Raw genomic sequence first — 12,906 nt, 5'->3', positions numbered from 1 at the left:
ACTGTAAACAACGCTACTGATTTCTACACGAAAGGTCGTCTGAAACCTTAAAACAGGTTTCAGACGACCTTTCGTTTAATATGCTTGGTTTAATTAACCCGGTTTACCGTCCAAACGCGGGCGGATGAGCCAAGGGATGTATTTCCATGCGTAAAGCAGCAAGGACAGGGCAAACAAGACTGCGGAAGTGCGGATGCTGTGGGTGTAACCGGTGCCGCTGACGAAGGTTGCAATGATGCGGATGACAGTGGCGGCTATCATCAGCCAAAAGGCGACGGGTACGGATTTGGGCGGTGGATAGATGGAGTTGCCGGTATGCCCGAGCGCGGTGCGCGCCATCATGCCCAATGTCAGGACGCCGATACCGCCAACGCCGATGAGATGTACGCCAAGATTAAGGAAAGAGCCGTGAAAGTAGGAAGCACCGATGGCAATCAATCCCAATCCTGTGAACAAATAGCCTGCGAACAAAATCCACAGCATCGGTTCTTTCAGAACGGCTTTATACCACCAGCGGTAAACCTGTACGGTAAAAATTACGCCCGCTGCAAAGGCAAAAGCAGATGAAAGCCAAGGCAGGGCATGGTGCGCCATCAGCATGGCAGTCAGCATGGGCAGCCAGAGGGACGCGTGCGCGACCCACATCGGACTGGGGATTTGCGGAACATTCAGGCGTTTGGAGGTAAAGAAGGAAATAATCCGCATGCCGATAAGGCCGATAAAGCCTGAGACCATAATCAGACCGGACTGCAGCCCGCTGAGCAGTGCAGATGCGTTTCCGGCATGCAGTTGGAAGTGGAATGCGGCGTGCGTGCAGCCTAGGACGACGATGGCGAATACGGCGACGTAGTTGCGTTTGTTTTTGGAACGGATGACGGGCAATGCCATGCAAACTGCGCCGTACCAAAAAAACAGCGTGCCGAGTATGCCGCTGGCGGTTGCACCCCAGCCCGGAATGAAAACGGCAATTCTTGCTGCCAACCAAAATGCGGTCAATCCTGCCAAAACGCCGCCGCGCGTGGGCGGCTGCCCCGTCCAAGTGGCAACGGCGGTCAATAGGAAGGCAATGACGACGAGTCCGGCATAGCCCCAGATCATCTCATGGGCGTGCCAGTACAAGCCGGACAATTCGGGCGTACCCGTATAGCCGAAGCCCCAAAGCAGGATGGAGAGTGCGCCGTATAGTGCCGCCAGCGAGTAAAACGGGCGGAATGCCATTGCCCAAACAGGGTGTTTGAAAAAGGCGGTCATGGTAGTTCCTTGGTTTGCTTTTTGAATGGTTTGTTTTAGGTTTGAATAAACAGGAGGGTCGTCTGAAAACGCTAAAATCGTGCTTTTGGACTTTTCAGACGACCTTTTTTATCAGATTCCTTCGGGTTCCGGCAAAAACGGCTCGACTGCGGGAAACAGTTCGCGTTCTTCAAAACGGGCATGGTCGCGCAGAGTAACGGCAAAGTCTTTGTTCCATGCTTCGTTAAGATATTCAGGATTTGCCATCATGCTGCGCAGTTTGGCGTGTTCGGCTTCGAAACGTTCGCGCATCGCAACGGGAATATTCTGCCAATGCGGGGCGAACATGGTTTCTTCTTCGACAAAATGCGGTTCCAATTCAAGGAAATGGGCTTCAAGCTCTGTTCGATGGCTTTCAGCGGGCGCGCGCAGGAGGCGGACGCAGAGTGAAAGGGCGTGATGGTGTTCGCGGGAAAGTTCGATAAGTGCTGGGTGGCGTTTTAACGGCTTCATAATATTTGATTATAATGATAATAAATTATCAAACTGCACTGGATTAATTCAAATGTTTCAGATATTATGAAACTTAATCATATATAAAGTCAAACACATAACGGCGACAGTTCTCCTTAGGACACACTGCCGCCGTTCCAAAAATAATATATTCAAACAGAGAAAACCATGTATCTGACGCAACATACGGATTATGGTCTGCGGGTATTGATTTATGCGGCCATAAACGACGATTCGTTAGTCAATATCGGAACCATTGCCGAAGCCTATAACATCTCCAAAAGTCATTTGATGAAAGTCGTTACCGCGCTTGTCAAAGGCGGATTTCTGACCAGTATAAGAGGTAAAGGAGGCGGACTACGTCTTGCCGACACACCCGATAAAATCAATGTCGGCGCGGTCGTGCGCCATCTTGAACCCATGCAGATTGTCGAATGCATGGGAGAAAACAATGAATGTCTGATTACGCCATCCTGCCGTCTTGCCGGTATTTTGGGCGGAGCGATTAAGGCTTTCTTTGCACATTTGGACGGGTTTACTTTGCAGGATTTGCTTAACAAGCCGACTTATGATTTGTTGTATGAGCCGAGAATTGAAATTTTTGTAGAAAAAATGAGTAATAAGTCGGCATGATACGATTTTATGAAATTTAAGTTATCAATAGGTGTTTGCGTCTTAGGCGAAGATGGAGACATTTGATTTATTCTGATGATTGTAACATTTTGAACAGGTAAGGTTTTTATTTCAGGCAGCTTATCACCCAATCTAGGTAAAAAATTTTCTTTCCATTTCCATGGGTTTCCTGTTTGTAGTGACTAAAATAAGCCTGAAAAAAAATAAGCCGCAAGCAGATATATTTGTATATCATTAAATTTGTTTCGTTATTGTGATTTTTTTGTTCGTAATCTGGTTAGATGATGAACTTTTTTCATTAAATACATTCTAATCCAATCAACTGAGGCATTAAGTCCTCTTTTTCTTTTGCCTGCTATGATAATGAATAGCAATATCAAAAAATCATGCGTATGATATTAAAATGAGGAAATATTTTTAAATGGATATTCACTAAAAAACAAATGTAAAAATGGGTTGCAAACACAAATTGTTGCTATTATCATGCGTTGATTATGAATAAAGAACGAATTTTAACTCCTTCTGTCGTCATCTCGGTGGTTTTGATCCACGCGGGTTTGGTCGCGTTGTTATGGCAGGCACACAAGCCGCCTGTGCCGGAAATGATGAATATTGAGTTTGTCGATTTGGCAGATTTGGGCGGCGATGGTGGTGGAGACGGTAGTCCTGAGGGCGAAGGTGCGCCGGCGGCTCCGGAAAAGATCCCTGAGCCTGAAAAGCCAAAACCGAAACCCAAGCCGGTTGAGCCTACAAAGCCTGTTATCAAGCCGGTGGTGACGAAAAAAGAGGATGCTGATATCCAGCAGCCTAAAGAGAAGCCGAAGCCGGTTGAAAAACCGAAACCTGAACCTAAGCCGGAACCCAAACCTGAGCCTAAACCGGAGCCACGCCCAGAGCCTAAGCCTGAACCTAAAACAGAATCCAAGCCTGCACCTCAAGCTTCGGAATACACCGGTACTAAAACCGGTCCGAATACTGCGGAAAACGGAAAAGGCAGTGGAGAAGGTAAGGCCCTTCACGGTGAGGGTAAAGGAAGTGGTGGCGGTACGAAAGGTACCGGCAGCGGACGCGGTGAGGGCAGTGGATCAGGCAGTGGCGGTGCCAAAGGTGAGCATGGATCAGGTACCGGTAGCGGCGGAGGTGCAGGAGGTGGAAGCGGTGGCCCTCCTGCTGTCGTAGATAAAGGTTTCCTGCCTACACCGGCTTACCCGCCCCTCTCTCTAGAAAATGGGGAGGAAGGAGTAGTTCATTTATCTATTCTTGTTCAGCCCGGTGGTAAGGTTGTAAAAGTTACCGTAACTAAAAGTAGCGGATTCCAACGTTTGGATAATGCAGCAAGGAAGGCAGCTACTGCCGCCGGCAGCAGATACCCTACAAACCGTTTGACAGAATACCGGGGTAAAATTAATTTCCAACTTCAGTAAATGAACGCGAATTACCTGTATTTTGACAAAAAAGAAATTTTTTAATTTTATTTTTAATCTGGAAAAATTATGGATTTGAAATTAGTGTTTGAGTCAGGCGATTTCGTCCTGATTAGTGTATTCGTACTGATGCTGGTGATGAGCATTGTTACTTGGTGCCTGATTATCCTGCGCACTATCAAACTGAAAAAAGCCAAAAGTGCCAATGCTGAAGTAAAAACGCAAATGCTAAATGCTTTTACGCTGTCGGAAGCAGTACAAAAAGTGAAAAGCATCGATTCACCGATGAGCCGTGTGGCGGACGAATCCCTGCGTGCCTACCAAAGCTATCGTCAAAGCAATGCGAAAACACTTACTACCGAACTGCCTTTGAACGAATACCTCGTCATTCAAATCCGAAACAGTATGGAGCAAGCCATGCGCCAGTTTGACTACGGTATGACTGCTTTGGCATCCATTGGTGCAACCGCTCCATTTATCGGCTTATTCGGTACGGTTTGGGGAATTTACCATGCTTTAATCAATATCGGTCAAAGCGGACAAATGAGTATTGCTGCCGTTGCCGGTCCGATTGGTGAGGCGTTGGTATCTACTGCTGCCGGTTTGTTTGTCGCCATTCCTGCTGTTTTGGCGTACAACTTCCTTAACCGCGGTAAGAAAACCCTCTCTCAAGATATGGACGCTTTCGCACACGATTTACACGTCCGCCTGTTGAATCAAAAGGACTAAATTATGGCATTCGGCTCAATGAATTCCGGCGATGACGCGCCGATGTCGGACATCAACGTTACGCCTTTGGTCGATGTTATGCTGGTGTTGTTGATCGTTTTCATGATCACCATGCCCGTATTGACCCACTCGATTCCTTTGGAATTGCCGACCGCTTCGGAAAAAGCGGCAAAGCAGAAGGAAAAGCAGCCTAAAGACCCGCTGCGACTGACGATAGATGCCAACGGCAGCTACTATGTCGGTGGTGATTCTGTGACTAAAGTCGATATTGATACGGTGATTTCACGTTTGAAAACCGAGAAGCAGGAAAATGCGGATACGATCGTAGCAATTGCGGCTGATAAAGCAGTCGAGTACGAATACGTCAATAAGGCACTCGAAGCTGCGCGTGAAGCCGGTATCAGTAAAATCGGCTTTGTAACTGAAACTAAGGCGCAATAGGATTATCAGCAGATAAAAGGTCGTCTGAAAGGCTAAAGGCTTTTCAGACGACCTTTTTATAATGGGTTGCCACTCTTTGCTTTGCTATCTTCCTCAACAAGGTAAGCATCGGGCAGGTGGTAGGCTGGGGAAGTGATAAAGGTCGTCTGAATCACTACCAAGCGTTTTCAGACGACCTTTCGTGTTAAATACAACAGGAACAGTACGGATTTGCGTCCCGTCAATGCAGACTATACTACGACCGATTACAATGACTCGGAATTTTCCGGATTTCCGATATTCAAGTTGTCCATTTCTTCTTGATGTGTAGCAAACCATTCTCCGACGACTTGGTTGACTTCTTCTATGCCTTGCTTTTTAAGGCTGGAAAACAGTTGTACGCTGATGCGTTGACGGGTCATATAGGGTTTGAGCGATTTTTTGACTGCGCCTAAAGTTTTGATTTGCTCGTTTTTCGACAGCTTGTCGGCTTTCGACAACAAAATATGCACAGGGCGGCCGGTGATGTGGAAAAAGTCCAGCATCCGCAAATCCAGCTCTTTCAATGGGTGACGCGCATCCATAATCAACACCAAGCCGATGAGCTGGCGCCGTTGTTGAAGGTAGTCGCCCAAGAGTTTGACCCAATGCGTACGGATGGCTTCGGGAACTTGTGCATAGCCGTAGCCTGGCAAATCGACCATGAAGCTGCCGTTGCTCAATTCGAAGAAATTGATGTGTTGGGTCCGTCCCGGCGTTTTGGAAACGTAAGCGAGCCGGACATGGTTGGTCAGGGTATTGATCGCACTGGATTTGCCTGCGTTACTGCGCCCGACAAATGCGATTTCTGCGGGTGTGTCGGGCAGGTCTTTGAGATGGTTGACGGTGGTGAAGAATTTGGCGTTCTGAAAGAGGTTCATCCGTATTTCCTTGTTCCCTGAGACGGAGTGGCGGAATTTGCCGTGTCCATGTTGCGAAACATGGTAGTAATTTAATGTAAATCTAGTATAGAATAGCACGTTTATAGAATTATCGGTTTTTATCGGGTAAAATTTATCCGGCGTTTTGAGTATAAAAAAGGCATTGTCGCGGTATGCAATGCTGTAATCAGGAGCACTCCATGAAACGATTGACTTTAGCGGCCTTGGTTTTGGCTGCCGGCGCGGCTGTCGCTGCCCCGAAAGCGGATATTGCAAAAGGCAAAGAAGTGGCTACTACTATTTGTGCGGCATGTCATGCGGCGGACGGCAACAGCGGCATCGCCATGTATCCAAAGCTCGCCGCGCAACACAGTGCCTATATCTACCGTCAAACCTTGGACATTAAAGAAGGCAAACGTACAAACGGTTCCGCCGCTGTGATGAAACCTATGGTGATGAACCTGTCCGAGCAAGACATCCTGAATGTATCCGCATTCTATGCCAAACAACAGGCCAAATCCGGCGAGGCTAACCCGAAACAAAATGATCCTGTTTTGGGCGGCAAAATCTACCGCGGCGGTTTGGTGGATAAAAAGGTTCCTGCCTGTATGTCCTGCCACGGCCCCAGCGGCGCGGGTATTCCGGGCGGCGGTACCGAAATCGGCGCATATCCGCGCTTAGGCGGCCAACATATGTCTTATGTGGTCGATCAAATGAAGGCTTATAAATCCGGACAACGCAAAAACGCGATTATGGAAGATATTGCCAAACGCCTGACCGAAGAAGAGTTGAATGCGGTTTCCAACTTCATCCAAGGTCTGCATTGATTCCTATCAATCCGTCTGTTTGCGGATGATGTGAATATCAAGGTCGTCTGAAAACGCTTGCCCTCGGGCGGTTGTTTTCAGACGACCTTGTGCGATGGTATGCCGCCGCTTTTGAGGCAATAAGTATTTTCAAATGGCAGCCTTTGGCTTTTTGCCCCATCATGTCTATTTTTCGTGCCGTTCGATAATCGGGTCTCTTCCGAATCCCGACCATCCCCGTATTCTTTATCAAATCAAACCGCTATGAGCAAATCCCCTTCATCCGTCCCCCTTATCCGCAAACCTTGGTTCGCTTTTTTAAGCTCCATGCGTTTTGCCGTTGCCTTGCTCAGTCTTTTGGGTGTCGCTTCGGTTATCGGGACGGTGTTGCAGCAAAACCAGCCGCAGGTCAATTATGTTGTGAAATTCGGTCCATTTTGGTCGCAGATTTTCAACTTTTTAGGCTTGTACGATGTTTATGCGTCCGCTTGGTTTGTAGTCATCATGATGTTTTTGGTGATATCGACCAGCTTGTGCCTGATTCGCAATGTTCCGCCTTTTCTCCGCGAAATCAAATCGTTCCGTGAAAACGCCAAAGAAAAATCATTAGCGGCGATGCGCCATTCGACTGTGTTGGAAGGCAAGATGTCGTCTGAAATTGCCCGGCGTTATCTCGAAGTACAAGGTTTCAGCTGCAAAACCGTAACGCGCGAAGACGGATCGGTTTTGGTTGCCGCCAAAAAAGGCGCGATGAACAAATGGGGCTATATTTTTGCCCATGCCGCGCTGATTGTGATTTGTTTAGGCGGCTTGATAGACAGCAACCTGCTGCTGAAAATCGGTATGCTGACCGGACGAATTGTGCCGGACAACCACTCCGTCTATGCCAAAGACTTCAAGCCTGAAAGCGTCTTGGGTACGTCAAACCTGTCGTTCCGCGGTAATGTAAACATTACCGAAGGGCAAAGTGCAGACGTGGTCTTCCTCAATGCCGACAACGGGATGCTGGTTCAGGATTTGCCGTTTGAAGTGAAGCTGAAGAAGTTCCACATCGACTTTTACAATACCGGGATGCCGCGTGATTTTGCCAGCGATTTGGAAATTACCGACAAGGAAAGCGGCAAAAAATCCGAACACACCATCCGCGTCAACCATCCGCTGACGCTGCACGGCATCACCATCTATCAAGCGAGCTTTGCCGACGGCGGCTCCGATTTGAAGTTCAAAGCCTGGAATTTGGGCAACCCAAGCCGCGAGCCGGTAACGCTCAGGGCGACGTCTATGCGCGATTTCCCGCTCGACATCGGCAATACGTCCTACAAGCTGGAGTTTGACCAATTCACGTCTATGAACGTGGAAGACATGAGCAAGTCGTCTGAAAAAGAGCAAACCCTGCAATCAGCGATTAACGACGTGCGCGCCGTCTCTCAAGAAAACAAAAAATACACCAACATCGGCCCGTCCGTTGTTTACCGAATCCGCGACAAAGCGGGTCAGGCTGTCGAATATAAAAACTACATGCTGCCCGTTAAGCAAGAACAGGATTATTTCTTCATTACCGGCACGCGCACAGGTCTGGAACAGCAATACCGTTGGCTGCGCATTCCTGCCGATAAGACTTTCAAACCCGATACCTTCATGGCGATGCGCGAACTCTTGAAAGACGAAGCCGCACGCAAAGCCGTCATCCGCAACGCGACCTTGAACGCGCCCGACAACATCCGCGAGCAATTCACCCTTGCCGCCGAAAACACCTTGGGCATTTTTGCGAAAGGCGGCTATTTGGCGTTGGACGAATTTATCACCAAAAACATCCCCAAAGCGCAGCAGGAAAAAATGCAGGGATATTTTTACGAAATGCTGTTCGGCGTCATGAACGCCGTATTGGAAGAAACCATCCAAAAATACAAGCTGCCCGCATGGCCTCAAGACGAAGCGCGCAACCGCTTCCTGCTGCACAGCATGGACGCCTATACCGGCCTGACCGAATACCCCGCCCCCATGCTCCTACAACTGGACGGCTTTGAAGAAGTCCGCTCCTCCGGCTTGCAAATGACCCGTTCGCCCGGTGCATTTTTAGTCTATTTAGGCTCTGTTTTGCTGGTTCTCGGCACGATATTTATGTTCTACATCCGCGAGAAACGCGCGTGGGTTCTGTTTTCAGACGACCACATCCGCTTTGCCATGTCTTCCAGCCGCAACGAGCGCGACCTGCAAAAAGAGTTTCCGCAACATACACAAAGCCTGCAACGACTGGCGAAAGATTTGAACCATGACGCATAACCATAACCCCCTACCCGAACACGAGCTGCTGACGCACAAATCGTTCCTCAAGTCCCTGAATACGGTTGACTGCCTATTCGCCCTCTTGACCGCAGCCGGCGCATTCTTCGCCCAAACCCGCATTCAGCACGCCATGGACATCTACGAAATGGTGATTTTGTGGGCAAGCGCGGGCATAACCGTCTTTTTAGGCTGGTTTTTCAAACCCATGCGCTGGTTTGCCCCCTTGTGTGCCGTCCTCGCATACGGCGCCGTCATGCTCTACGATGGCGAAATCACGCATTCCGACGGCTTCCTGCTCAAATACTTCCTCAGCAGCCAGTCCGCGATTATGTGGCAATGCGCCTTCGTCTTCTTCGCACTCTTCGCCTACATCACCGGCGCCGTGCTGGCACAACGCAAAAATGTCGCCACCAACACCCTGCTCGGCATGGGTTCCGTATTCGCATGGGTGTCTGCCGTCGCAGGCTTTACCGGACTTTTAGTGCGCTGGCACGAAAGCTACCTCCTGCGCCCTGACGCAGGACACATCCCCGTTTCCAACCTCTACGAAGTCTTCATCCTCTTCCTCGTCATCACCGCCCTGATGTACCTCTACTACGAAACCCGTTTCGCCGTACAAAAACTCGGCGGCTTCGTCTTCAGCTTCATGGCGATCGTCGTCGGCTTCGTCCTTTGGTACAGCTTTTCCCGCGAAGCACACACCATCCAACCCCTGATTCCCGCCCTGCAATCATGGTGGATGAAAATCCACGTCCCCGCCAACTTCATCGGCTACGGCGCGTTCTGTATCGCCGCCATGCTCGGCATCGCCGAACTTTGGGCATTGAGAAACGAAAACGCCGGCAAAAAATCATCGCTGCCGCCTTCGCAAGTCATCGAAGAAGTCATGTACAAAGCCATCGCCGTCGGCTTTCTGTTCTTCACCATCGCCACCATCCTCGGCGCACTGTGGGCGGCTGACGCATGGGGACGCTACTGGAGCTGGGACCCGAAAGAAACTTGGGCATTCATTGTCTGGCTCAACTACGCCGTCTGGCTGCACCTGCGCCTCGTCGCCGGCTGGCGCGGCAAAATCCTTGCATGGTGGGCAGTCATCGGACTGTTCGTTACCGCCTTTGCCTTCATCGGCGTCAACATGTTCCTGAGCGGCCTGCACTCTTACGGCACCTTGTAAGCGTCAAGGCACAATATCGAAAGGTCGTCTGAAAAGCTTATATGGTTTTCAGACGACCTTTTTTGAAAATACAGGGATGCTTGTATCCCTTTTGCTTTGATAGCTTCGGTTTAAAACAGAGATCGCACCCGTAAGAAAAAAGGGAGTATGCCAGCTCCCTTAAACAGAGGTCGTCTAAAAATAGTTTTATATTTTCAGACGACCTTTTCTTTGCATAAAGCACTAAAGGCTTAGTAGCGGTAAGCTGCCAGTTTGCGCCGTATTTCAGGAATAGCGGCTTTCGCGGCACGCTCCCCCTCGGCGATTGCACGTTGTTTTTGGCTGAAGCCGCCGACCGCGCCTAAGTCCAAAACTTGGGGATGGATGACGACATTTGCTTGGCTTAATTCATGTTGCAGGGCAGATTGCGACATGACGTTGATGGATTGGTCGAGGTAGGAGAAAAAGCCTTGTTTGAGGTTTTTAGACGGCCTGTCGGAAATATCAACGGCGATGATGAAGTTTGCTCCCTGTTTTTTTGCAGCGCTGACGGGTACGGGCTGGGTCAGTCCGCCGTCAACGTATCGACGGCCGCCGATCAGGACGGGTTGGAACACGTTGGGGATGGCGGCGGATGCGCGGACTGCCTGTCCGGCATTGCCGCGGTTGAAGGCGACGGCTTTGGAAGATTCGAAGTCGGTGGCGACGGCGGCGAATTTAATCGGGAAGTCTTGAATCGGGCGATTGCCGACTTTGCGGTTGATGTAGTCTTGCAGTTTTTGTCCTTTGATAAAGCCGCTGGTGGATAGGCTCAGATCGACCAAATCGGTTGAGCCGAGAATTTCGGCTTCCAATTCCAAACGGTCGGGACTTGCGCCGGAGGCATACAGGCTGCCGACGATGGCGCCTGCCGACGTACCGGTAACGATTTTGACGGGGATGCCGTTTTGTTTGAGGGCTTTGATGATGCCGATATGGGCAAACCCTTTGGATGCGCCGCCGCCGAGTGCTAAAGCAACGACTGCCTGCGGTTTGGGGGGAGGGGTGATTTGGGTGTTGTGCCGCGGCGGGTTGACGGGGGAAGTGTTGCTTGGACACGCACTGAGGATCAGAACGGAAGAGACGGTCAGCGCGGTACGGAAAACGGAGGAAAAGGAGGATTTCATTTTCAGACGACCTCTGTGTAAGAAGGATGTTTTGCCAGGGTGATAATGGAACACGGTAAATTTTATCTTAGCAATCACGTTAAGATGTTATCGTTTGGCATTATCGCACAGCAAGAGGTCGTCTGAAAACGGTTTGTCATTGTTTTTCAGGCTTTTTTACTGCCGTATAGTCTGCCGGTGCGGGAGGAGCGGATTCCGGCATGATGATGACGGTACTTGAACGGTCGTCCGTCAGCATTTGTGCGGCTTTTTGTACTTCTTCGGCGGTTACGGCCTGTATGCGGCGGCGGATTGCGGCTTCATCGGAATATTTGAACCCGCGCGCTTCCAAACGACCCATCAGCGAAGCTTGTGAAACCATGGAGTCGCGCGCGTAGATTTCGCCCGCCAATGCCTGTGCTTTGATGCGGTCGAGTTCTTCTTTGCTGATGCCGTTGTCGGCGATGTCTTTGATTTCGGACTTCATCTGCGTAAGCAGGGTCTCGGCGGATACGTTTTCAGCAGGCATTCCAAATACGCCGAAAAGCGGCATTTCGCGGCTGAGCAGGTCGTAATGGGCATTTGCGCTTAATGCGGTCTGTTTACCGCGTACGAGGTTTTTGTCCAAACGGCTGGAGGTGTTGCCCGCCAAAACGTCGGTCAGGACATCCAAGGCGTAAGGCAGCTTGTCGTTAAGGCGGGAGAGGGCGGGAACGCGCCAGCTGGTGGCAACCAACGGTTGACGGGTTACGGGAGAGGAAGCTTGGGCAAAGGAAGGGGCGCGTTTGACCGGTTCGGCTTTCAGGTTGTTCCGTTCAGGCAAAGATTTACGCGGTATTTTGCCGAACAATCCTGCCGCCGTGCGCAGGGTCTGTTTGGCATCGACATCGCCGACGATGACCAAAACGGCATTATTGGGTGCGTAAAATTGTTTGTACCAAGCACGCAAATCGTCGGCACGCAAGGTGTGCAGGTCTTCCATATAGCCGATAACGGAGGCTTTCATGGAGGGTAGGGTGAAGCTGTTCAGGTAGATTTGCTCCCACATCTTCCCGCCGGCATCGTCTTCTGTACGCTGGCGGCGTTCTTCTCGGATAACGTTCATTTCGTTAGCGAACTCTTTATCGCTGAAATTGAGGTTATGCATCCGGTCGGCTTCAAGTTTGAGGACTTCGGGCAAGTTGGCAGAGGCGATATTGGCGTAATATACCGTTTCGCTGCGGTTGGTATAGGCATTGTCATCGCCGCCCAAACGGGCGATGCGGCTGCTGTATTCGCCTGATGGTACGGAAGGCGTACCTTTGAACATCATGTGTTCTAAGGCGTGGCTTAATCCGCTTTTGCCCGGTTTCTCATCCACGCTGCCGACTTTGTACCAAATCTGGGAAACGGCGACAGGTGCGCGGCGATCTTCTTTGACGATGATTTTCAGACCGTTGGGCAGGGTTTGGGACAAGGTTTGTGCGAAGGTGGCGCAAGAGAGGAGGCAGGCAGATAGAAAAACGTAACGGCTCAGCATAATGGCTCCTAATAAATAAATGGCAATGGACAGACTGTAACAATAAATTTGCCCTCAGGCTATAAAAAAGGTCGTCTGAAAACCCCGATTCAAGGTTTTCAGACGACCTTTCCACATCCTAAAGTCAG

At 50.0% G+C, this 12,906-nt stretch carries 12 protein-coding genes; 7 read left to right on the top strand and 5 right to left on the bottom strand.

The genetic code is table 11. The features are described 5' to 3' along the window. Nucleotides 1-93: 93 nt before the first annotated feature. Together NM96_08590 and NM96_08585 are read right to left on the bottom strand one after the other, a co-directional pair. The gene (locus tag NM96_08590; protein ID AVR79383.1) at nt 94-1,251 is read right to left on the bottom strand and encodes an NnrS protein; all 1,158 of its coding nucleotides are present in this window, start codon (nt 1,249-1,251) and stop codon (nt 94-96) included. A 111-nt stretch (nt 1,252-1,362) separates the two neighbouring features. Then, nucleotides 1,363-1,743 (bottom strand): hypothetical protein, encoded by a 381-nt coding sequence (locus NM96_08585; GenBank protein AVR79382.1) that lies wholly within the window; start codon nt 1,741-1,743, stop codon nt 1,363-1,365. 168 nt (nt 1,744-1,911) lie between these two features. Here NM96_08585 and NM96_08580 point away from each other — a divergent pair, with 168 nt between their 5' ends. From NM96_08580 to NM96_08565, 4 genes are all read left to right on the top strand, one after another. Further along, nucleotides 1,912-2,376: an Rrf2 family transcriptional regulator gene (locus NM96_08580; protein AVR79381.1), complete on the top strand. Its 465-nt coding sequence runs from the start codon at nt 1,912-1,914 to the stop codon at nt 2,374-2,376. A gap of 494 nt (nt 2,377-2,870) precedes the next feature. Further along, the gene (locus NM96_08575; GenBank protein AVR79380.1) at nt 2,871-3,800 is read left to right on the top strand and encodes an energy transducer TonB; all 930 of its coding nucleotides are present in this window, start codon (nt 2,871-2,873) and stop codon (nt 3,798-3,800) included. A 69-nt stretch (nt 3,801-3,869) separates the two neighbouring features. Continuing rightward, nucleotides 3,870-4,529: a MotA/TolQ/ExbB proton channel family protein gene (locus tag NM96_08570; protein ID AVR79379.1), complete on the top strand. Its 660-nt coding sequence runs from the start codon at nt 3,870-3,872 to the stop codon at nt 4,527-4,529. A 3-nt stretch (nt 4,530-4,532) separates the two neighbouring features. After that, complete coding sequence (locus NM96_08565; protein AVR79378.1) at nt 4,533-4,970, top strand: biopolymer transporter ExbD; 438 nt, start codon at nt 4,533-4,535, stop codon at nt 4,968-4,970. Nucleotides 4,971-5,215: 245 nt separating this feature from the next. Here the strand turns inward: NM96_08565 and NM96_08560 are convergent, their stop codons facing one another. After that, entirely contained in the window at nt 5,216-5,869 is a 654-nt protein-coding gene (locus tag NM96_08560; protein AVR79377.1) for a YihA family ribosome biogenesis GTP-binding protein, read from the bottom strand. Between the two features lie 200 nt (nt 5,870-6,069). Here NM96_08560 and NM96_08555 point away from each other — a divergent pair, with 200 nt between their 5' ends. The 3 genes from NM96_08555 to ccsB all read left to right on the top strand — a co-directional run bounded on the left by NM96_08555 (nt 6,070) and on the right by ccsB (nt 10,135). Further along, nucleotides 6,070-6,696: a cytochrome c4 gene (locus tag NM96_08555; protein AVR79376.1), complete on the top strand. Its 627-nt coding sequence runs from the start codon at nt 6,070-6,072 to the stop codon at nt 6,694-6,696. Nucleotides 6,697-6,939: 243 nt separating this feature from the next. After that, a complete protein-coding gene (locus tag NM96_08550; protein ID AVR79375.1) occupies nt 6,940-8,958 on the top strand; it encodes a cytochrome C biogenesis protein in 2,019 nt (672 codons plus the stop codon). Beyond that, nucleotides 8,948-10,135, top strand: a complete 1,188-nt coding sequence (gene ccsB / locus NM96_08545) for a c-type cytochrome biogenesis protein CcsB (protein ID AVR79374.1) — start codon at nt 8,948-8,950, stop codon at nt 10,133-10,135. The genes NM96_08550 and ccsB overlap by 11 nt, the downstream gene beginning before the upstream one ends. Nucleotides 10,136-10,365: 230 nt before the next feature. Here ccsB and NM96_08540 read toward each other — a convergent pair whose 3' ends face one another. Further along, on the bottom strand, nt 10,366-11,280 hold the full coding sequence (locus NM96_08540) for an esterase (GenBank protein ID AVR79373.1): 915 nt from the start codon (nt 11,278-11,280) through the stop codon (nt 10,366-10,368). A 136-nt stretch (nt 11,281-11,416) separates the two neighbouring features. Continuing rightward, the gene (locus tag NM96_08535; protein AVR79372.1) at nt 11,417-12,778 is read right to left on the bottom strand and encodes an insulinase family protein; all 1,362 of its coding nucleotides are present in this window, start codon (nt 12,776-12,778) and stop codon (nt 11,417-11,419) included. Nucleotides 12,779-12,906: the final 128 nt, after the last annotated feature.

Source organism: Neisseria mucosa, from assembly GCA_003028315.1.
In the GTDB taxonomy this organism is placed as follows: domain Bacteria; phylum Pseudomonadota; class Gammaproteobacteria; order Burkholderiales; family Neisseriaceae; genus Neisseria; species Neisseria mucosa.
The sequence above is the reverse complement of the archived record's forward strand: the minus strand, read 5'-3'. Positions and strand labels throughout refer to the sequence as shown.

Coding starts and splice junctions, on each gene's coding strand:
- NM96_08590 (AVR79383.1), bottom strand. CDS start 1,251: ATGACCGCCTTTTTCAAACACCCTGTTTGGGCAATGGCATTCCGCCCG.
- NM96_08585 (AVR79382.1), bottom strand. CDS start 1,743: ATGAAGCCGTTAAAACGCCACCCAGCACTTATCGAACTTTCCCGCGAA.
- NM96_08580 (AVR79381.1), top strand. CDS start 1,912: ATGTATCTGACGCAACATACGGATTATGGTCTGCGGGTATTGATTTAT.
- NM96_08575 (AVR79380.1), top strand. CDS start 2,871: ATGAATAAAGAACGAATTTTAACTCCTTCTGTCGTCATCTCGGTGGTT.
- NM96_08570 (AVR79379.1), top strand. CDS start 3,870: ATGGATTTGAAATTAGTGTTTGAGTCAGGCGATTTCGTCCTGATTAGT.
- NM96_08565 (AVR79378.1), top strand. CDS start 4,533: ATGGCATTCGGCTCAATGAATTCCGGCGATGACGCGCCGATGTCGGAC.
- NM96_08560 (AVR79377.1), bottom strand. CDS start 5,869: ATGAACCTCTTTCAGAACGCCAAATTCTTCACCACCGTCAACCATCTC.
- NM96_08555 (AVR79376.1), top strand. CDS start 6,070: ATGAAACGATTGACTTTAGCGGCCTTGGTTTTGGCTGCCGGCGCGGCT.
- NM96_08550 (AVR79375.1), top strand. CDS start 6,940: ATGAGCAAATCCCCTTCATCCGTCCCCCTTATCCGCAAACCTTGGTTC.
- ccsB (AVR79374.1), top strand. CDS start 8,948: ATGACGCATAACCATAACCCCCTACCCGAACACGAGCTGCTGACGCAC.
- NM96_08540 (AVR79373.1), bottom strand. CDS start 11,280: ATGAAATCCTCCTTTTCCTCCGTTTTCCGTACCGCGCTGACCGTCTCT.
- NM96_08535 (AVR79372.1), bottom strand. CDS start 12,778: ATGCTGAGCCGTTACGTTTTTCTATCTGCCTGCCTCCTCTCTTGCGCC.